This window comes from Thermoactinomyces mirandus (assembly GCF_013868055.1).
GTDB classification, from domain to species: Bacteria; Bacillota; Bacilli; order Thermoactinomycetales; family Thermoactinomycetaceae; genus Thermoactinomyces; species Thermoactinomyces mirandus.
Window position 1 is genome coordinate 88,697 of the sequence record NZ_JACEOL010000006.1, and the last position, 20,494, is coordinate 109,190.

General features: G+C 44.0%; 22 protein-coding genes and 2 pseudogenes. 4 read left to right on the forward strand and 20 right to left on the reverse strand.

Features of this window, described 5'->3' with window-relative positions; genetic code table 11:
- Positions 1 to 261: 261 nt before the first annotated feature.
- The 3 genes from H2C83_RS02500 to H2C83_RS02510 all read right to left on the reverse strand — a co-directional run bounded on the left by H2C83_RS02500 (position 262) and on the right by H2C83_RS02510 (position 1,446).
- A complete protein-coding gene (locus H2C83_RS02500) occupies positions 262 to 402 on the reverse strand; it encodes a GapA-binding peptide SR1P (RefSeq protein ID WP_181737426.1) in 141 nt (46 codons plus the stop codon).
- Positions 403 to 579: 177 nt separating this feature from the next.
- Entirely contained in the window at positions 580 to 882 is a 303-nt protein-coding gene (locus H2C83_RS02505; protein ID WP_181737428.1) for a DUF3055 domain-containing protein, read from the reverse strand.
- Positions 883 to 1,026: 144 nt separating this feature from the next.
- Positions 1,027 to 1,446 (reverse strand): hypothetical protein, encoded by a 420-nt coding sequence (locus H2C83_RS02510; protein ID WP_181737430.1) that lies wholly within the window; start codon positions 1,444 to 1,446, stop codon positions 1,027 to 1,029.
- A 369-nt stretch (positions 1,447 to 1,815) separates the two neighbouring features.
- On the opposite strand from H2C83_RS02510, the gene H2C83_RS02515 reads away from it, so the two are divergent.
- On the forward strand, positions 1,816 to 2,238 hold the full coding sequence (locus tag H2C83_RS02515; RefSeq protein ID WP_312853832.1) for a DUF1885 family protein: 423 nt from the start codon (positions 1,816 to 1,818) through the stop codon (positions 2,236 to 2,238).
- 73 nt (positions 2,239 to 2,311) lie between these two features.
- Here H2C83_RS02515 and H2C83_RS18310 read toward each other — a convergent pair whose 3' ends face one another.
- Entirely contained in the window at positions 2,312 to 3,646 is a 1,335-nt protein-coding gene (locus H2C83_RS18310; protein ID WP_181737434.1) for a tetratricopeptide repeat protein, read from the reverse strand.
- Between the two features lie 274 nt (positions 3,647 to 3,920).
- The gene (locus H2C83_RS02525; protein WP_181737436.1) at positions 3,921 to 4,457 is read right to left on the reverse strand and encodes a phosphatase PAP2 family protein; all 537 of its coding nucleotides are present in this window, start codon (positions 4,455 to 4,457) and stop codon (positions 3,921 to 3,923) included.
- A 675-nt stretch (positions 4,458 to 5,132) separates the two neighbouring features.
- Between H2C83_RS02525 and H2C83_RS02530 the strand changes: the two genes are divergently transcribed.
- Positions 5,133 to 6,452, forward strand: coding sequence for a DNA recombination protein RmuC (locus H2C83_RS02530; protein WP_181737439.1), 1,320 nt, complete (start codon positions 5,133 to 5,135; stop codon positions 6,450 to 6,452).
- A gap of 68 nt (positions 6,453 to 6,520) precedes the next feature.
- On the opposite strand, the gene H2C83_RS02535 is transcribed toward H2C83_RS02530, so the two are convergent.
- From H2C83_RS02535 to H2C83_RS02555, 5 genes are all read right to left on the reverse strand, one after another.
- The gene (locus H2C83_RS02535; RefSeq protein ID WP_181737440.1) at positions 6,521 to 7,696 is read right to left on the reverse strand and encodes a DUF819 family protein; all 1,176 of its coding nucleotides are present in this window, start codon (positions 7,694 to 7,696) and stop codon (positions 6,521 to 6,523) included.
- Positions 7,697 to 7,785: 89 nt separating this feature from the next.
- Complete coding sequence (locus H2C83_RS02540; protein WP_181737442.1) at positions 7,786 to 8,991, reverse strand: ATP-grasp domain-containing protein; 1,206 nt, start codon at positions 8,989 to 8,991, stop codon at positions 7,786 to 7,788.
- Between the two features lie 510 nt (positions 8,992 to 9,501).
- Positions 9,502 to 9,894, reverse strand: a complete 393-nt coding sequence (locus H2C83_RS02545; RefSeq protein WP_181737444.1) for a cytidine deaminase — start codon at positions 9,892 to 9,894, stop codon at positions 9,502 to 9,504.
- Between the two features lie 29 nt (positions 9,895 to 9,923).
- Entirely contained in the window at positions 9,924 to 10,583 is a 660-nt protein-coding gene (deoC, locus tag H2C83_RS02550; RefSeq protein WP_181737446.1) for a deoxyribose-phosphate aldolase, read from the reverse strand.
- A gap of 20 nt (positions 10,584 to 10,603) precedes the next feature.
- Entirely contained in the window at positions 10,604 to 11,917 is a 1,314-nt protein-coding gene (locus H2C83_RS02555; protein ID WP_181737448.1) for a pyrimidine-nucleoside phosphorylase, read from the reverse strand.
- A gap of 685 nt (positions 11,918 to 12,602) precedes the next feature.
- On the opposite strand from H2C83_RS02555, the gene H2C83_RS02560 reads away from it, so the two are divergent.
- Entirely contained in the window at positions 12,603 to 14,135 is a 1,533-nt protein-coding gene (locus H2C83_RS02560) for a class I adenylate-forming enzyme family protein (protein ID WP_181737450.1), read from the forward strand.
- Positions 14,136 to 14,448: 313 nt separating this feature from the next.
- Here the strand turns inward: H2C83_RS02560 and H2C83_RS02565 are convergent, their stop codons facing one another.
- Positions 14,449 to 14,973 carry a hypothetical protein gene (locus H2C83_RS02565; protein ID WP_181737451.1) on the reverse strand — a complete coding sequence of 175 codons (525 nt, stop codon included), beginning with the start codon at positions 14,971 to 14,973 and terminating at the stop codon, positions 14,449 to 14,451.
- A 27-nt stretch (positions 14,974 to 15,000) separates the two neighbouring features.
- Between H2C83_RS02565 and H2C83_RS02570 the strand changes: the two are divergent.
- Positions 15,001 to 15,417 (forward strand): annotated as a pseudogene (locus H2C83_RS02570) (transposase); the annotation flags it as partial.
- Positions 15,418 to 15,834: 417 nt separating this feature from the next.
- Here H2C83_RS02570 and H2C83_RS02575 read toward each other — a convergent pair.
- The 9 genes and pseudogenes from H2C83_RS02575 to H2C83_RS02615 all read right to left on the reverse strand — a co-directional run.
- Positions 15,835 to 16,341, reverse strand: a complete 507-nt coding sequence (locus H2C83_RS02575; protein WP_181737455.1) for a hypothetical protein — start codon at positions 16,339 to 16,341, stop codon at positions 15,835 to 15,837.
- Between the two features lie 15 nt (positions 16,342 to 16,356).
- Complete coding sequence (locus tag H2C83_RS02580) at positions 16,357 to 17,697, reverse strand: phage tail family protein (RefSeq protein ID WP_181737457.1); 1,341 nt, start codon at positions 17,695 to 17,697, stop codon at positions 16,357 to 16,359.
- Between the two features lie 88 nt (positions 17,698 to 17,785).
- Positions 17,786 to 18,130, reverse strand: coding sequence for a hypothetical protein (locus H2C83_RS02585; RefSeq protein WP_181737459.1), 345 nt, complete (start codon positions 18,128 to 18,130; stop codon positions 17,786 to 17,788).
- A gap of 167 nt (positions 18,131 to 18,297) precedes the next feature.
- Entirely contained in the window at positions 18,298 to 18,450 is a 153-nt protein-coding gene (locus H2C83_RS02590) for a hypothetical protein (RefSeq protein ID WP_181737461.1), read from the reverse strand.
- A gap of 139 nt (positions 18,451 to 18,589) precedes the next feature.
- Positions 18,590 to 18,884, reverse strand: a pseudogene (locus H2C83_RS02595) (ribonuclease domain-containing protein); the annotation flags it as partial.
- Complete coding sequence (locus tag H2C83_RS02600) at positions 18,884 to 19,159, reverse strand: hypothetical protein (RefSeq protein ID WP_181737463.1); 276 nt, start codon at positions 19,157 to 19,159, stop codon at positions 18,884 to 18,886. The gene H2C83_RS02600 and the pseudogene H2C83_RS02595, both read right to left, overlap by 1 nt.
- Positions 19,152 to 19,355: a hypothetical protein gene (locus tag H2C83_RS02605; RefSeq protein WP_181737464.1), complete on the reverse strand. Its 204-nt coding sequence runs from the start codon at positions 19,353 to 19,355 to the stop codon at positions 19,152 to 19,154. The genes H2C83_RS02600 and H2C83_RS02605 overlap by 8 nt, the downstream gene beginning before the upstream one ends.
- 90 nt (positions 19,356 to 19,445) lie before the next feature.
- Positions 19,446 to 19,847 (reverse strand): ribonuclease toxin immunity protein CdiI, encoded by a 402-nt coding sequence (cdiI, locus tag H2C83_RS02610; protein WP_181737466.1) that lies wholly within the window; start codon positions 19,845 to 19,847, stop codon positions 19,446 to 19,448.
- A 5-nt stretch (positions 19,848 to 19,852) separates the two neighbouring features.
- A partial coding sequence (locus tag H2C83_RS02615; protein WP_220183963.1) for a CdiA family toxin C-terminal domain-containing protein occupies positions 19,853 to 20,494 on the reverse strand: 642 nt, incomplete at its 5' end.

The window sequence follows — 20,494 nt, forward strand, 5'->3', positions numbered from 1 at the left end:
AAATTCAATTTATTATTATAAAATATACTATTTTAAAAATTAAATAAATAGTTTATTGTATCACTTCTCCGATTAACCGCTAACTTGCAAAACAGCCTGAAGCTTCCGTCAGCACAGTTTCAGCCAGTATTGCCTTTGCGAAAATAATGTAAAGGAAAACCCCGCATGAAAAGGGGGCGGATCAGTCCCGATAAACAATAAAAAGCAGCCGTAGATGTACGACCGCTTCTTTCACCGCCATGATTTATAGTAATAGTTGTTTTATGCCAAACTTTCTGCTTTTTCCGCCGGTTCAGACTCATCTTTCTTGCATCCCGGGCAGGTTCCGTACAATGTGCCTGCTTTTTCCGACTCTACATAAGCGATTACTTTATCACACAATTGGCATACAATCGCTTCCATAAGATCCCCTCCACGTTTTAGTCGGCAATTATCACTTACATTTCAAAAAATCCACCGAATTAATATGTCACTAATAGTATATTATGCTATAATAATTTTGTCAAAGGAGGGGTTGTTGAAAACACAATGCTGTTTTTTCCCATTAAAAAAGAGCAAATCCGAAGACTTGCTCTTTGATCAATATTCAGCTTCAGCTTCATGGGTCAGTGCAGGCAGACAGCTTTTGAAGAAGGTCGAAACTTCCTCAGCTTCCTCCTTTGAGCGAAGGTTGAAAATCTTTTGCAGATATTTCAGATTCTCGGCATCTTCTAAAGAAAGCAACGAGGAGCGTCCCGTCTGCATACAAACAACTAACGGTTTTCCAAAGAACATGTTGGTATAGACGATGCCGAAATCATAACGGCCATATTCTGATATAAACCCAACGAAACGGACTTTGGCCTTTTCCGACTCGTCATACAAACGTTCATAAAAACTCACTTGTATCTCCTCCTCGTTTTGATTTTTTAGAAGAATAACAGTTCTCACCGGGATTATTGCCTTATACCGCAGATGAGTTGATGTTATTTTCTCTATCTCTATTTTATCATAACAAAACAGATGTTAACTTGGTAAAGCATTGGATTATGTTACTTTTGTTTGAAATAATAATCCAATTTCTTCCAGTAAGGCGACATCTTCAGCATCCAGATTCGAACCTTCCACCATCAGCACACCCACTAAATGGTGGCCGCGGTAAAATGGAACATAAATTCCGGTTTTTTCATTTTTGTGTTTTATCACAACCTCTCCGCGTGCGGCCACCACACTTAAAAAATCCTCGCCAAACGGAATCACTTCCGGCAAGTAGTTATTACTGTAAACAGAGCAAAGATAAAATGAATATTCGTCTGTCAGGTAGATCGCGGACCAGTTGTAATCATTCACTCTTTGCACCAGGATTTCGCAAACAAAGTGATACAGTGTTTCGATCTGGTTGCTGCATCGATCTGATACGGCACCTATTTCCGCACGCAGTTCATCGAACAGATCCGCTTTGCGCATCAGAATTCCCCCAAACTCATCACGGTAACCAAAAGTTTAACACAGCCAACCATTCAAGGCAAGAATTAATTAGAATTTTCAAAAATATAATTTCATATGACAGCAATTTCATTTGACCGTTCAGGACACAGACTAAAACATGAAAGCAGTCAAGGCCCCTGTTCCCACCTTCAGGCAGATCCGTCCACCCGTTCGTGTTTTTCACAACACCAAAAGCCATTTTCTCCAGCCTTGCCGGCCAACTCTGCTGATTTATCAAATTTGTCAAGATTTGATCAAACATTTGAATACATGATATTATAAGATTATTGAATCATTATTCTCTTCTTCCCGTTGCAAAAAACTACATATTGACTGCCTTAAGGAGAGATGGTCTTGGGTAAGAGCGCATTCATAAAACTGGTTCCCGGCTCCAAACAGGAGACGGTTACATTGGATGATGTAAAAGCACTGCTTGATTCATACTGTGACATCAAGAGCAAAACCGGAAAACAGCTGGGCTGGGATTACGAGGAAGCTGCTTTTCCTTATGACTTGGAAAAACAGGAACAGGATGGTGTTCCCTATCTGCTGCTCAAGGGGAGAAAACCGGAACAATACAATTATATCATTATGGGTGTAAGCCGGGAAGAAGAGTCCGGAACCCCCTATATCCAGGTTGTTCTGCCGAAAAACGCCACTGAAGGAGACTGGGCCAAGGGAAACGAGTTCTCCAAATTTATCGCCCAACATCTGAAAGGAGAACTTCATTTGTTTAATGGCCGGGTCATGTATTATAACAACCGGAAATGAACAAGTCCTCCACCTCCGGAATCGGGAAGGTGGAGGACTTGTTTTTCTGCCTTGCCGTTCCTGATCAAGAAACCTAGATCTGGGCGGAAAATTCCCTCTCTTCTTCAGCCGCAATCTCGATTTGATAAAGTTTGGTTACATACTGATGGAACTTTTCAGGATCTTCCTGTTCATAGCATCGTGCCAGTTTCAGGATAATTTTGTGTTCCCCATCACGATCGGCCCCTTTTTTCGCCAGATCCTGCGCCTGCTCATAATACGGAATGGCTTCCTTGTATTTGGACTGGCGAAAATAACATTCTCCCAGCGCCATGTATGTTTCCGGATCAGACTGCTGACCCGATTTCTGGCACAGATGGATTGCCTCCTGCAAAATCTGTTCGGCTTCAGGCCACTTCTTCTGTTCCAGATAGGCAAGGCCAAGATATGTCTTCGCACACATTTTCAGGGGATCTGCCTTCAATTTTTCCTGCAAATTGAGTACCGTCAAAAAACAGTTTTCCGCTTCTTCCCACTTTTTCATGGCCAAAAAGATCTTTCCGTTTTGCAGCCACAATTTGCAGGCCTGTTCGATTTTACCATTGATCCGGGCCACTTCGATCCCCTGATTGGCGTATCCGGTCGCTTCATCATACAGTTTCAGTTTGATCAGGATGGAAATGCGGACCATGTACATCTCCAAAACCATATCCATACTTTCAATTTCCTTCATTTCCTGCCATAAGGATTCAATTTTGCGCAAAGCTTCCTCCAGCCGCTCCGCCTTATTCAGATAAACAATCCGTGAAATATGTAACATATATTTATAGTAAAGGCGCTCTCCGTCTTCCCGGAAATGTTCGATTCCTTCTTCAATGTAACTGAGTGCCTGGTTCAAATCGTTGTTTATATATGCAATCCGGCTCAATTCGTGGTAACTGGCCGCTTTTATATTGGTCAGGGAACGTTCTTCCTTCTGTTCCATGATGCGGATCGCTTCGAGAAAGTGATTCTGCGCTTTGACCCAATTTTTCTTTTTCAGGTAAACCTTGCCCCGCAAAAAATGAACCATGCCTGCCAATTTATGATTGCCGGGAACCTCCAGTTTTCGAAGATGTTCCAACCCCTTGTCCGGATTCATCAAATCAACCATATTTTCGATTGCCGACAGCTTCAGGATGATTTGTTCCTCTTCCTGTTTTTCCTTGGCCAGCAGGTCATGAATCCGTTCCAGGTTAACTTCCAATTTATCGGCAACATATCGGACTTTTTCTTCATTCACATAGGTGATTCCCCGTTCAATGTTGCTGATGGTAGAAGGGGAAATGAAGTCGTCTGCCAGGTCTTCCAGTCTCAATCCCAGTTCTTTTCTTCTTTTGCGCAATAATTCTCCAATTTGAATTGGATGAATATAGTCCACTTTTTTCACCTCGCTCCAAACCCCTTTACAATTTGTGGAACTTTATAAAATTTTCGGTGAATGGCATTTCTATACAAAACATTCCCAATCTTATTGTAAGTCTAGACAAAAAAATGACCGACTTCAAGTGAGGCGGTTAAAAGTATTATCATTTTATCACAGTTTTAACAACAAGAAAAAATATTTTTGCAAATTCCGTCTTGTTTGTCAAATAATACACAAAAAAGCGCCTAATCGGCAAAAGGTCTTCCTCTTGCGGTTGGGCGCCTAGACTTGGTCCGGCCTAATACCATATGTCAAACAGACGGACGGTTGCCAGGGCAAAACTGCTGCCCAGGAAAACACCGATCAAAACATCTGTCGGATAATGGAGTGCCAGATACATCCTGGAAAAACCAATGATCACGGCATAAGGAATCAGGATAATCATAAGCAAGGAAGAATGAAGAGAAAACGTGAGCGCAATCGAGAAAGCTGCCGTTGTATGTCCGGAAGGAAATGAATAATCGGTTAATGGATTTGGAAACGTGTGCAAGTGCGTTAATTTAAGATAAGGACGGATTCTTGGTAAAAATTTTTTTAGAAACATGACTGCCAAATGACTCGTGGCAAGGGCAATCAATGCTTCAACGGCCCACAACTTGACATGCCTGGGCATGAAAATCAGCCAGGCTGACAAAAAGCCAATCGTCGCTCTCGCTCCTCCCAAATGAGTCACCCAAGGCATCAACCAATCCAAAACGCGACATTTCCAATGACAATTTACAAGCTGAATCAAAAACTGATCCGACCGGGTCAACCAGGTCGCCAGGCTTTTCATGAAACCTCACCTCCGCCCAATATCCATAATAAAGGAAAACCGTTTCACAATTTCATGATACCTTTGCCAATTAAAGCAAAAGTAAATAAGGTGTTAATCTTTAGGCGAAGATTAACACCCAGGAAAGAGTTATCGTCACCTTATCCAAATTCCATAGGGCAGTTCTTCCAATTCCATTTTTCATATAATAAAATATGCAAATAATGATAGAAATGAAAGGTTCACCTCGCCAGACCAAGACACATGAAACAGGCAGGAATCTTCACCAACATTGGCTGAAACAGACAAGCGGAGCTTGTTGACGGATTCGAATGGCTGTGTTGCCGTCGCGATCAATCCCCGATTGATCCTGTGTTTACATTTTAAAAAGGAATCCGGAGAGGGTCAAGATAACGCCCATCCTGATTCTGTTGATTTGATGACACCAAACGAAAAAAACTCCTGGTTTCCCATTGATCAAAAATACCTCAATATCCGTTTTTTTAAAAATATTATATTATTTACATATTTCTATTCAAAATTTACTTTACATGTATTGATATTTGTCTTCTTTTCATATATTAATATACTGTTTCATAAAAATAAAGCATTTCTGTCCGTTCGGGAAGACGAAACCGGAAAAGACAATTATAATGAAATCAGGAATTTTAACCAACTGTCAAAGGTGTGACCAACATGGATACAACGATTGCGATTTTATCCCTTCTCCTCAATGGAGTAATCCTCTTCATCCTGTTTACCAGACTGCAAACCAGCCAGGAGTATGACATTTCCAGGCACCTTCAAATCATTTATGCGTCCCTGGAAAAGCTGGAAAAAAGCCTGCGGGAGGAAATGAGCCAAAACCGGCAGGAATGGAATCTTTCCGCTCTCGAAAACAGAAAGGAATTGCAACAGTCTTTTACCACCCTGACCAAGACCACCTTATCCACGCTTAGGGATACATCCGCCCAGCAGAAATATTTGCTGGACAGCTTTGCCAAGCAACTTAACGACCTGACGCAGATGAACGAAAAGAAATTTGACAGTCTCAGGGCCATCGTGGAAGAGAAACTGACAGTCATTCAGGCCGATAACGAAAAAAAACTGGAAGAAATGCGGCAAACGGTTGACGAAAAGCTGCATGACACGCTGGAAAAACGGCTCGGCGAATCTTTCCAACTGGTCAGTAAACGCCTGGAACAGGTACATAAAAGTTTGGGGAAAATGCAAATCCTGGCTTCCGGGGTGGATCATCTGCGAAAAGTATTGTCCAATGTAAAAAACCGGGGTGTCCTGGGGGAAATCCAGCTGGAAAACATCTTGGAACAAATGATGTCGATCGAACAGTATGAAAAAAATGTCCATATCAGGAAAAACAGCAAAGAGAACGTGGAATTTGCCATCAAATTGCCTTCGAAGCAGGAAAACGGGGATGATGTGTTGCTTCCGATCGATTCCAAGTTTCCGCTTGATGATTACCAGCGCCTGTTGGAAGCGCAAGACAGCGGCGACCTGAACAAAATGAACGAAGCGGGCAGGAATCTGGAGAACCGGATCAAGCAGGAAGCCAAAAAGATCTGTGAAAAATACATCCTCCCTCCTGTCACTACCGACTTTGCCATCCTGTTTTTGCCGCTTGAAGGGCTTTATGCGGAAGTCCTGCGACGCCCGGGACTGTGGGAATTTGTCCAGCGCAAATACCGCGTGGCCATTGTGGGGCCGACAACGCTCTCCGCTTTTTTGAACAGTTTGCAGATGGGCTTTCGTACCCTGGCGATTGAAAAACACACCCATGAAGCCTGGCAATGGCTCAGTATCGTCAAAAATGACTTGTACAAGTTTGGGGAATACCTGGCCAAGGCGCAAAAGAAAATAGAAGAAGCCGGGAAAACGATTGGCCAGGCATCCAGGCAAACGGAAACAATGAAAAAGAAACTGCACAAAGTAGAAAAACTGCCGCAGATCGAAAACCCTGCGTTGCCGGTCCAGGAAGACCTGGCTTCCGGAGAATGAAAAAGGGGGATCACTTTCTAAAGCGTCCGGCAATGGGCCATTTTCGCCAGGAAACTGTACCCTGTTACCTACAGGATCATTTGCATCCAGGAACCGATAAAAACGCCGATATAATTGCCAACTGCATACCCTGACAGCCCCATTATCACACTTGGAGTAATCAGGGATGTCCAGCCTTTTGACGTGGTCAGGGCCAGCGCAGTTGACGGCCCTCCCACTGCGGCCTGGCTGGCAACGCTCAATATCTCCACTTCCAGTTTCAGCCATCTGCCTGCCCCAAACACGATTAATGCATGAGTTCCCACAAGCAGAACCAGGAAAAGAAAAACAACGGGACCACGGTTGACCAGTGTGCTCAAAATGGTGCCCGTTCCCATGGTGGCGAAAAAAAGATGAAGCAGGAAATTGCCTATCTCGGCACTGCCCTGAAACCGGGAAAGCGGGGTAAACCAGGCAGCCAAAAGGGCTATTGTTGTATACCAGATCACACTGGGGATTTCCCATCCAAGCGCCTGATTGATCCAGGGAGTCATCCATTCTGCTACCGCTACAATAGTAAAAGAGGCGGCGAGCAACGTCACCAGATCATGGATTGTAACCATTTTGGGTTCTCTAAAGTTGCCAGCAGGCTGATCCGGTTTCTCGTGCCGGTCCCGGATGGATGGATAAAAACGGCGAAGCAGCACAGGCAGCACAGCCGTGCCAACCATCCACACATTGGTCATGATATTGTCCGCAGCCGCGCCGGTGGCATACATCGTTTCTGATGTCTGAAAAGCATTTCCCACCGCGGCATAATTGATCCCTCCGCCAATATAACTGGCCGCGAATTGCCCAGTGATTTTCCAGGCTTCTTCTCCCATCCTGTCAGCAGTCAAAATACCTCCCAGAACCGCTCCGCAAACGGTACCGGACATAGCCAGCAAAAAGGCGATCATGGCTGGCTTTCCCAATTGGCGCAAATTTCGGAAATCAGCAGACAGCAATAGCAGCACGATAGCAAGCGGCACACCATAATCTCCTGCAAACTGATAGACCGGATTTAACTGGCCGGAATCATCGGCCAAAGATGATGGAATTACATAAAGATTGGCCAGAATCGCCCCGCCGGTAATCACCAGTATGGCTGTTCCCAGAAAAGAGAAAAAGCGAAACTTTTTGTCCAGCCAGAATGAAAACCAGATTACCAGGGTCACCACGGCCCCCACGCCCAACGGGCTAGTGATCAGCGCTTCCTGATGCAAACATTTCCCTCCTCTGCCCTGAAATGACTGGATACATGCATAATGAAAATAAATCCTGGATCAGATCATCCAAGATTTATTTTACGAGCTTAATTCCATTCCAATCTCTCGTCAAAGAAATCAGCCACCTCCACAATCCGGTCGAGTACCTCCTGTTCCGACCGGCCAGTCACTACCAGTGTCACAACATAATCTACGCTGGTATGCGCACCGTCATAGACTTGCCCGGGTTTGGCCAGTAAACGGTATTCGGTCACCCAATGAGGCAATTCTTCCGCAGCCGGTCCGCTGACAAACGTTCCGAATTTTGGCGGAATACCAATAAAACCATATTGGGATTTGGGTCCCAAACCATCCCTGACCCGATCCGGAAGCCTGACCGTGATCCCGCACTGGGACTGTACAGACAGTTTCGTCAAATCGATCTCAAATGCTTGCCGGTACTCTTCACAAATCCGCGACCCGCCTGTACGACATGCCACTTCGCACAAAACGAGTTCATTATCAGGCGTATGGAAAACTTCGGCATGGAAGGTTGTATTTAAAGGCGAAGGCAGTATGCCCAGAATGGATCGGACATAAGCTTGCAACCGGGGAGTAAGCGGATTTTGCGGTGATAACAGGTAACTGCCCAAATATTTCCCTTCTTGAAACGCAAGGCAGTGATTAAGGTATTTGGACGGCCAGCATAACACAATCTGTCCGTCCAGAATTAACCCGTCAATGTGATACATTTCTCCTTCGATAAATTCTTCCACTTCCAGGTTATGATCCAGCCCTTCAGCCAGAAAGTTCAGGGTGTCATGGTCATTTTCCAGAACGGTTGTATTTCGAGAACCCATTCCATCAATGGGTTTCACGACAACCGGGTAGCCGCGGGAACGCACGAACCTGTACAAATCAATTGCGGAATTCAGGCGGGCATAGGCAGGAACGCGAATCCCGGCACTTTTCAGGATCGATTTCATTTTCATTTTATCCCGAAATGCGAGTGCACTGTCCAGTGACTGGCCCTCCAGCCCCAAAAACTCACGCAATCTGGCTGCCCTCAATATATCCCGCTCCGCTGTTGCCACTATTCTTCGATAGGGATTTTTTTGATACAGTTTTAAAGCCGTAAATTCAACAGCATGATTGTGATCATAATTTTCAAAGCAATAGGTTTGCCTGTAATTGGTAAAATCTTTGCAATAGTCGATGTTTGTCATCAAGTAAAGATCCTCGTTCAACTCCTTCAGCCATTCATCGTAGGGCACATCATAATCGGGCAGCCTGTTGAAAATCAGAATGCTCAAATACGCTTCCCCCTTTTTCTGCAAGAAACAAACGATTTCGTGAAGAACAAGGCAACAGGAACTTCGTGGAGGATCTCAAAAACAGCGATTAAAAAAGTGTTCTTCTTAATATTAGAAAAAACAAAATTTTGTGTCAATAACTATATGAAAATAATGCATAATTTTATATTTAATCTGCATAAACTTTGCGATTTTCAGGAACCTGTTCCGTCTCCACCTTGCAGGAAGGGGCTTAAAGCGCTCCATGACGCACCACGCTTGGCTCAAACCGTTTCGCACGTTTTTCCGTAAAATTGTTCGCTTCCGCTTTGCAACAACCTGTGACACCCATGGCTTAAACATCGATTTCTCAAACTTTGTCAACAATTACTCCCTGCCCGGTTTATATTAAAATAAACCCGCAGTTTGTTTCCTGTAATGGCCGTTCATATCATGGAAGGCGATTCAAGGGGCAGAAAAATCCCGGAAATCGCCTTCCTTTCCTGCTTATAAAGCCCGCAGACCATCCTTCTATAAATCTCTGTCGCTGAATGCGTAGGGTAACAACTGCCCGACGGTAGTTTCCCGCACATCCCCTTTAAGATTGGACAGATAAACCGGCATATCGGGATCGCAGAATTCAGCGAGAACCTGCCGGCAAGCCCCGCAGGGAGAAACAGGATCTTTCGTATCCGCAACGATGGCGATCGCGGAAAAGGAATGTTCATTTTCCGATACTGCCTTAAAGACAGCTGTCCGCTCGGCACAATTGGTCAGACCGTATGATGCATTTTCAATATTGGCTCCGTGGATTACTTTTCCGTCTTTGGTCAGCAGCGCGGCACCGACTTTAAATCTGGAATAGGGGACATAGGCATGCTTCCGTCCCTTTTTGGCTTCCATGATCAACTGATCACGGTTCATTCACCCCATCCTTTCCCTGACAGGATGTCTCACTGTTTTGCTTCCATGATTTTAACCCCTGAGCTTGTCCCGATTCGAGTCGCCCCGGCTTCGATCATTCTTATCATATTTTCAAGGCTGCGAACGCCGCCCGATGCTTTTACTCCCAATTTGTCTCCAACTGTTTTGCGCATCAATGCCACATCTTCCACCGTTGCTCCACCTGTTGAAAATCCGGTCGAAGTCTTGACAAAATCTGCTCCGGCCCTGGCCGCAATTTCACAGGCGCGGACTTTTTCCTCATCGGTAAGCAAACAGGTTTCGATAATAACCTTGGTCAGCGCTTTACCTTTTGCCGCTTCTGTGACGGCGCGTATATCCTGTTCAACCAACTCATCCTGCCCATCTTTCAAGGCACCGATATTGATCACCATATCCACTTCCGTGGCCCCGTTTTCAATCGCGTTTCTGGTCTCCGCCGCTTTGATCTCCGGTGTGGTCGCACCCAGCGGAAAACCGATCGCAGTACATACCTTGATATTGGTATCCTTTAAAATCTCATAAACGTCAGCAACCCGGGCCGGGTTTACACAAACGGAAGCAAATCCGTATTTCCTGGCTTCCTCGGCCAGTTGCACGATCTCATCCCTGGTTGCATCCGGCTTTAACAATGTATGGTCAATCATTTTCGCCAGTTTTTCTTTTTCCATTCTTTTTTCCTCCTCTATAGTTACTTGTTGCCGGCAGTAATTACATCATAAACCAATACAGGCACCTGCACCGGTTCCCGGGAGATGGTAAACGCATTGTAAATTTTTCCAGTTACATCAGATACCGATTCCCGATTGCTGTAAATCGTCACAAGGGATTCGCCTTTTTTCACCGGATCGCCGATTTTCTTGTTTAATACCAGACCGACTGCCAAATCGATCTCTGACTCTTTCGTCGCGCGTCCTGCCCCCAGCATCATGGCTGCCGTTCCAATTTGATTGGCGGTAATTGCCGACACGATTCCATCCTCTTTTGCTTCCACTTCCATCACATACCCTGCGGTTAACAGCTTTTCCGGATGATCGGCACAAGAATCGTCTCCGCCCTGGGCTCGCAAAAACTGTTTGAATTTTTCCAGCGCTTTTCCGCTTTCAATCACTTCCTCCAGCATGTTCCGGGCTTCCGCAGGCGTTTGGGCTTTTCCGGCGAGGCAGATCATATGGCTGCCCAGCGTAAGGCAAAGTTCTTTCAAATCAGCCGGGCCTTCCCCTTTCAAGGTATCAATCGCCTCTTTTACCTCCAGCGCATTGCCAACGGCATAGCCAAGCGGCTGGCTCATGTCGGAAATGACTGCCATGACCTTTCTGCCCACACGCTTGCCGATCTCAACCATCTCTTCTGCCAGCCTGCGCGCATCATCAATATTTTTCATGAATGCTCCGGCACCCAGCTTCACATCCAGCACAATCGCGTCTGAACCCGAAGCAATTTTCTTGCTCATAACAGAGCTGGCAATAAGCGGAATCGAATTTACCGTCCCGGTCACATCACGCAAAGCATATAGCTTTTTGTCAGCGGGAGTCAGATTGCCGGACTGGCCGATCACCGCGATCCTGTTTTCATTTACCAGACGAATAAATTCTTTATTGTCCACTTCCACATGAAAGCCGGGAATCGACTCCAGTTTATCAATTGTACCTCCGGTGTGCCCCAGGCCCCGCCCGGACATTTTGGCTACCGGAACACCAACCGCGGCAACGAGCGGTGCCAGTACCAGGGTCGTCGTGTCGCCGACACCTCCGGTACTGTGCTTGTCCACTTTAATCCCTTTGATGGTCGACAAGTCAATCTGCTCGCCGGATTTGACCATTTCCATTGTCAATTGGGCTGTCTCTTCCGGTGACATCCCCTGAAAGTAAACCGCCATCAAAAATGATGCCATTTGGTAATCAGGAATATCTCCTTCGGTATAACCTTTGATCAAAAAACGAATTTCTTCTTCTGTCAGGGATTGCCCGTCTCTCTTTTTCTCAATCAGATCGATCATCCGCATCTTCATTGCCTCCTTTATTCCTGATTGCAAAACAGTTCACCATAGTTCGGACTATAGGGAAACATTCAAGAAGATAATTTTTAATTTTCACCTTGCAGGGAAAAAACAGGAACGCTCCAGCGGTAGATTCATGGCGGGCTCTTCACCTGCTCACGCTTGGACAGTTTGGACCACTTTCCCCTCCATCGATCGCTTCCCTTTGTAGCAGCATTGATATCACTCTGCTTGAAAAAACTTTCTTAAATTTAGCGACAAGTTCATTTATATATGTTGGAGAAAAACAAAATTCTATCAATGACAACGGTTCCAGCTAAAAAAACCAAATGAATATGCCGTAAATATATTGTAAACCACTTGATAAAAAATGTAAAAAACGGGACACATTCAAGCCAGCCGGTGCAGCAGGAACCTTTTTTCCCGGGTGGGACTGTCCGGCTCAGTTTCTCAGATTTAACAATTAAAGATTCGGTTCCCTGATCTGTCTCAGCTTGCTTTAACAACAGGCAGCCATGTACACAGACGGGAAAATAATCAAAGTTGATTTTTTTCAAAAATAACTTCTACTTGATAACACAACAAATAATCCATTTAATTTATAAAAAATCAACATATTTTTCTTATAATATTATAAATTATAGATATATAATACAAAGTTGATTATTCATTTTTTAGGAGGTCAACAGTAATGAATTTTTTTGATCTGCCTCTGGGACAAATCCTGCACAAGCGGGCCAGACAGTACAAACGGTTGGAAGCCATTGTCGGCCCCAGACGGAGATTGACGTACGAAGAATACGATAAACTGTCCAACCAGGTCGCCCACTATCTTTTGTCACTGGGAATCAAAAAAGGCGACCGGGTAGCAATCATTCCTGAGACAAACATCACGTATCCGCTGCTCCTTATGGGGACGCTGAAAATCGGAGCCGTAGTTGTCACGCTGAACTGGCGTTGGACACAAGATTTGCTGAATGACGTGATTTCAGACGTGGAACCGAAAATCCTCTTTTATGATGAGAGTTTCACAGATCTTGTCTATTCGCTGCAAGTGCCGGAACAGACCCGTTTGGTACAATCTTCGCATCAGGTGGATCTGGAACCCGAGTTTGCCAAAAATCTGGCTGCTCTGCCAACTACATACCCCGAAGCAGATGTAACTTCGGAAGACCTTGCGATAATCGCCTATACATCGGGAACCACGGGAAAACCCAAAGGTGTCGTGTTGACCCATGCCAATTTGCATGCATCCGGATTAAACAACGGCCTGACCGGTTGTTACCGGTTTACCCAACGCGTATTGATTCCGACCATGCTGGGGCACATTTCATCCATATCCATTCTCACCTTCCAAAGCATGATCGGGTTTACCGTAATTTTTATGCCAGAATTGACTCCCCATATTCTGCTGGAAACGATTGAACGGGAAAAAATCAATATCATGTTTGTTCCTCCGCAATTCCTGAGACTGATTTTGCCGATGATCTATAAATCGGAGTATGTGCTGACTTCCCTGACCGAAATCCAGACGGGCGGTTCGCTTGTTCCCCGTTCGCTGATTGAGGATTACGAGCAACTGGGCTTCCGTATTTCGATTATCTATGGCGCAACGGAAAGCGCGGGAGCCGGCTGCTACTGGAGTCCGGTGATGGGCATGGAGCACGCAAACTCCGCCGGACGGCCATATCTTTTTGATGTGGCAATTTTTGACCGTGAGACAAGAGAAATGCTTCCTGCCGGGAAAATCGGCGAGATTGCCTTCAAGGGCCCCATGGTATTCAAGGAATATTGGCATGATCCTGTCGAAACAAAAAAAGCCAAATATCAGGAATGGTTTCTCACCGGAGATGCCGGCTATATGGATAAAAACGAGTATGTCCACATTGTCGACCGCTACAAGGATGTGATTTTCTTTGGCGGAGTGGGAGCCATTTTCCCAAGCAAGGTGGAAGGAGTCATCAAACAGATGGAGGAAGTTGCCGATGCCGCCCTGGTTGGCCTCCATCACGAAAAATGGGGAGAAATCCCCTGTGCTTTTGTTGTGCCGGCGCCGGAAAGCGATCTTGCACGGGAAAAGGTATTTGCCCATGTCTATTCACAACTGCCCAAGCACAATCTCGTCGATGTGATTTTTGTGGATGACCTGCCGCGCAATGCATTGGGAAAAGTAGACAAACCTTTATTGAAGAAGAATCATAAACCGGATTTAAAGAATTTGTAATTCAACCACAATATAAAGAATCAGCCTCTATATCAAGGAATTTGCAAGCAATCGGAGAGTAAAATAGATAAGGTTCATATGCTCATATTAATCCAAGTTAAGGCAAAATAATCGACTTGGGGGAAAACAAAAGATGCACGTGAGCCGTAGTTGCAGCGGATCAGGGCGTTTTTCCTGTTGATTTTCTTCCCGTACAAGAGGGAATCTGCCACGTTTTTGCATCGTCCTGCCAATGAAAATGGTATTATAAATCAACTGTTTGAAATTCTGCCAAGCTTTTGCCGCAAATTTACAGCAAAATATCATTCCCATTCTAAAAAAACCGGATTGACTTTCCTTCAATCCGGTTCTTTCTCTTTAATTTACAGAATCTTAACTTTTGCACCGGTGCGGGCAAGCGGTCGGTCAGACGGCGGCGTCTACTTTGCGCGACTTTGCTTCCTCTGGCCAATTTTGCGGCTTTGTCTACTCCTTTTGTTCCGACAATAGCCAGGACAAATTCTCCTGCGGCATAGCCAAACCATTCCGCGCGGCTCTTGGAATCTCCATGAACAACATCTCTCATCCATGATTCGGAAATGGCTTGCCAAATCGCTTTTCCCGTTTCAACAGGATGCGTGACGGCATGGATGATGCCCATGAAGCTGTCGATCGGGTTCGTCAACATGTCCCAGATTCCAGTTACCGTATCCACAAACAGTTTGCCAAACCCCTTGAAGAAGTGGCCGACGACAATGACTACGGAAGTGAGCAGGGCCAGGATTTTTTCAATCCCTTCCCAAAAAGCGGAGGCTGTTTCTTTTGTCCATTCCTTTGCGGCGGAAATCTTTTCTTCCAACTTCCAACCATTAGAAACAGTCTCTGTAATCCAATCCCAGGATCAGCACAAATGCTAACGATTCCTGGTGTAGGATTTATCACTGTTGCAAGTTTTCTGTCGGAGGTCGGAGACCTCCAACGTTATGAACATTCCCGTCAAATCCAAAAGTTAGCAGGGTTGAGTCTGAACGAAAATAGCTCAGGTAAGCGCAAGGGCAGAACACGAATCACGAATAGAGGTCTGCCACGCTTACGAGCATTACTGTTTCGATGTGCTTTGTCACTTGTAGCCAAAAACCCAGAGTTTAAAGCTCCTCATGCTTATTTTACAAAGCGTACAAACAACCCATTGCATAGAAAGCAGTCATTAATTGCTTTATGTTGCAAGCTCATTCGTATTTTGTTCGTACTCGGACGTAAACAAATCCCCTATGATCCTGCAAAGCTACAAGAAGCTTTGTAACAGGCTCAATTACAGAAAGTAGCTTAACTTCACTTTTCTTGTTTTCTTCAAAAGGATGAAGCGCGGAGAAGCTGAGCTAATTGATTCCATTTGGGCATAGACCCTGACTAGGAGCTTATTCAGCCTCCACCCCAAGGAAGGTAGGACGAAGGAATGTAGGGACATTGATCCTGTGAGACATGGGAGGGGAAACTTCTTGGTCATTGTGGAGTTCCACTAGCGCTCACATATTTTTACAAATAGGGCGTAGCCCTTATTTGGATAGTTCCACTCTTTTTAATACATTTATTCAATGTATATCCTTACTTGCTACGGACTTCATTTTCAAACATGGAGAAAACAAGAGAATGAATGAGAAATCTTTAATTTATAGAGGGAGGAATTGATGTCATTATCTGAATTTCGATCTAAACTAAATCAGTCCCACCACTTTTCCAGTTCCTTAATATATTCTTTATCTTTCGTTACAATAATATTAAAAGGGAAATCATCCAGACCAATAAAAATGGACTGGTTTTTACGTCTAAATAAGAGACCTTGATCAGCCTCTACTTTATACTTGTTTTCAAATGTTTCTGATGAACTTTTTACTTCAATGCAGGCAGCATCATTCTTCATAAAAACATCATACAGATATAAATTGGTTGAATCTTCCATTTCTTCGTATCCATCAAATTTGAACCAACCTCTCTGTAGGATAATACTAAATACTTCGTCATAATATGATCCATAATTCTCTGCAATTCCTTCTATCCGGAAAAATTGACTTTTACCTACTTTTAAATAAACTTCGGTACATGAATAAGTATCTTGGTATACTTTATTTTTAGTAGCTTGGAACAAATAGATTTCAATTTTATTTGCATTATTTAGTTCTTTTACCATCTCTTTATTTATCTTTAAATCGAAAACTTTATATTCCAATCTGATCTCACCCCGCTAAGGTTTAAAATGAATATCCTCGTATACTCCATTTATTTTTACGTCAATGTTTGTACTACCGTCATTTTTGGTTCTAAATTGTAAAATCAATTCTCCTTTCTCATCTTCAACTCTTGCCCAATCTTTTTTTGGTTTGTCCCACTGGATCTGCCGACCTTTTGCCAACTGCTTGAAAACTTTCCTTGCTCTTTCTCTTCCACCAGCCATATCCGTATTTATTCTGCTTAAATTCCCTTTTTTATATTTTGCTACTGGATTATCTCCAAACAATAGATATTCTTTTCCATCAACTGCCTTTATTGTAGCTTTGATTGTTAATGTCGATGAACCACTACCTCCACCTTCAGCAGCAAACTTCTGCAACCACTGGCCAAATGGTGTATCTCCAACTCGTTTTGGAGCAGTCATTGCCGCAGAATTTCCGCTTCTTACGAAAGACTGTGCAAAACTTGGGATGTTCCGGTTATTGATCCATTTGATAATATCGTCCAAATGGCTGCCAACATATTCCCCGCCAAAGACAAGGACAAAACCTAAACCAGCGGCGATAACAGTTCTCTTCCAATTGATTTTCCCGTTCCTTAATAGATCCCACAAGCTTTGATCGACTCCTGCTCCTACGCCGCCACCGAACATTTTCGGAAAGATTCTTCCCAGCCAGGGGATCCTGGTACCCAGCCAACGAACCACGCTGCTCCCGGCAGCCCCTGCACCCGCTGCCCAGCCAAACAGGGCGGAAATTCCTCCTGCAATGCCTCCAATCAACATATCAAGCAACATCTCATCACTAAATAACTCATTTCCTGAAATCAACGATATAAATCCGCTGATGAGCTCACCCAACAAGATCCCTGCGCCAACAATCAATGCAAGAGGGGCCTCAATGACAAATCCAATCACAGCTATAATGACACCAAGAATACTTAAGATCGTAATCACGATTTCCTTATGCTCCAGGATCCAGTTCCATGCAGCCGAAAGGGCATCCACGACGACATCAGCGATCCTGGAGATGACACCGACAATCCCATCCCAGGCATCTGATGCCGTTTCTTTCATCCAATTCCAGGCGGCAGCAATCTTTTCCTCCGCCCACTTCCAACCCTGAGCTACGGGTTCAGTGATCCAGTCCCAGGTTCCGGTTTCTTCCTGTGTATTTTGCTGGATCAACTCTGTATTCTCTTGAGGTTCAGGGATCCGGTCATACTGCCCGAAATCTTCTTGTATCTCCGGAACCTGAAAGCCTCTGTCGGCAAAAACTTCTGCAGGAAACAAGCAATTCATGCCAACCCATACCAATGAAAAAAGAATCATAAAATGCCTGGGAACTTTCCCCATATCCGTCTGTTGAAGCTCCTCTCAGAAGATTAAAAAGATTATCCTGAAATTATATACTTCATTTTATAATATTTTCCGTTAATTTAGTCTACTGTGGCAATTTCCATTTTAGGAAATATAATGAGTGAACGGAATCCAAGTTAAAGAACCCATTCTTTTTCACCTTAAGATCATCGAAATCAATGAGATACCAAGCAATCTCCCTCATTTCATCCAACAAGGTCAAATAAAACTCCACCCTCTGCTGATACACGTAATCCCTCAATACACAATACTTGTCTTCTTCGCAAATCTCACAGGTTCCGAAAACTTCAAAGTCCTGCAGGCTGACACGGTCTAACACTTCTACTTCGATTTGACTAAGTGGTAGCCAGACAGCGTTGGAATGGTTCGCTGGCGTTAATTCCATGGCTTTTTGCCCCCAACCACTCACGATTGGTACCCATCCTTTGTCATCGGCTAACGACTCAGGCATTTGGACTTTGACACGTTGTCATGGTTCAATTTTCATCGGTTTTCCTCTCCTTTTGCCTTGCAGGCCGTTTTCTTCTTATTTTAGAAGGGTTCCATTGATAGAAAAACGGGGAGACACGCTCCCCGCTACTCTTTCAACTCCTCCAGGTGTTCCCCGGATACCGCCTTGATTGGTTCCCCCCAAGGATTCTTCTCCTCCTGTGCCAAGGGTTGCACTTTTTCGACGGGTACCGCTTTGGTGGTTTCCCCGTCGTTGTAATAGGTTGGGTCGCCATCCACCTGTTCCTGCGTATAAACTCCGGCTTCTGTTAGGTCTTGTGTATGCCCATGGCAGCGGGGTTTCCACCACCAGATGGTGCATGGATGCTCACTCCCAGAGGTTTTTTATGGATAGGGACGGTTTCCCGCCCCTGTTGTCTTATATACCTGTTGTCTTATATATTAAACCATCATTTGAAAAAAGTATCCTGTCACTTCCCCGATATCCCGATTTATAATTGATATCAGCTTCATACCAAATTCTCCCTGACGCTTCAGGTAATAGCCCCTCTCTATTTTTAAAGACATCCCCCCTATACTTTTCCCTTTAGCAACTTGGTCTAGATTCCCTTTTTTGGATCCCAACCTAATTTTCTCGCTTCCGACCTTGTAATAAAGTTATCTGGCAGTTTCCCGTATCTCTCAATATAATCAGCAACTTCATCAAAGCTAGTCAAAACTTTTCTATTCGCTTTGGTTTGGCTATCCCTGCTCCCCCATCCTTATCATAAGAGAAATCACAATCCAATTTCGGCATCAGCATGGCTGCCAGGTAGCTGTCGGTGGAGTGATGGGAAGCAAAGGAGCAATCAATATCAATCTTCTTGATGAATTTTACAATCTTGGGAGAGCCAAAGAAGCCCATCCCCAACAAGGAAATACCTGTTGCGCCGGTGATGAGGGTGTTTTTCCAGTTGATTTTCTGCCCGCGCAAGTAGGACTCAGCCATGTTTCTCCAACCGTTCTTTGCTGAAAAACTTTTGCACTGGTGCGGGCAGGCGGTCGGTCAGACGGCGGCTCCTTTTCAAAATTTTGCTTCCTCTGGCCGATTTTGCGGCTTTGTCTACTCCTTTTGTTCCGACAATAGCCAGGACAATTTGCCCTGCGGCATAGCCAAACCATTCTGCGCAGCTTCCCTTATCCACAATGATAAAATCTTACTCTTTACTTATATAAAAAAGGGCATTGGACCATCCCTGTCCGAAAATAATGTTTTGTTAGATCTTATACATTTCTTAAACTCCCCAACTCTCTTTAATTTCTTTTAACAATCGGATTACTTCTTCTTTTTTCTCTGGATGTTTACGGATAAACTTTTGCCCATATTGATATAGATACGGATAAAATTGCTGAAAATCCAAATAAGCAATTCTATCTTGATCGGGTTCTGGATAATACATCAATAAGGCAACTTCGTTTTCTTTACATCGATATTTCTCCCATTCATCAAAATCTTGATAAAATAAAATTAAAAAATCCTCTATTCCAAAACCTGTTCTGTTATTAAATTCATTTAAAGCATTTATAAATTGATAATCTCCAACAATACTAAAATAGATATCTATAAAATCATTAATTTCTTCCATTGACTCCATAATTTTAAAATTATCTTCTTCGATGTTATATATTTCTCTCACCCTTTCTAGAATACAGGATAAAAGATTTTTATTTTCCCTTTATCACTTAACCGTCCTGCAAACTTCATGCCGTTTCTACTATATCCTTCAACAACTCCACGTTTAATTCTATTTGCATCAATTCCTTCTCGCATTGCCTCTTTTCCCCATTGAATTATCTGCTGATCCAAATAAACTTTAGGATCGTAAACAGTTTTAGGTAATTTTATCACTTTAAATTGACCGGACGAAACCAGATTCCCACTCTTGTCATAGGTCAGGGCTGGAATCTTATATTTAATGTTATATAATCCCGGGAATTTAGGGTGTTGTTCTTTACTAATGATCAAATCATTAATGTTGATTCCCGTTTCTTTTAAAGTGTGATAAAATTCATCCATGTTATGTGCCCCAATGACTCCTTTTTTCCCTTTTCCAATTCCTTCTCCCCTAATCAAATGTTCCTCAAGACCTTCTTCAAATTCCATTGCACGAACAGTTATACTACTTATGGTTTCTCTACTTCCTCCACCTTCAGCAGCAAACTTCTGCAACCACTGGCCAAATGGTGTATCTCCAACTCGTTTTGGAGCAGTCATTGCCGCAGAATTTCCGCTTCTTACGAAAGACTGTGCAAAACTTGGGATGTTCCGGTTATTGATCCATTT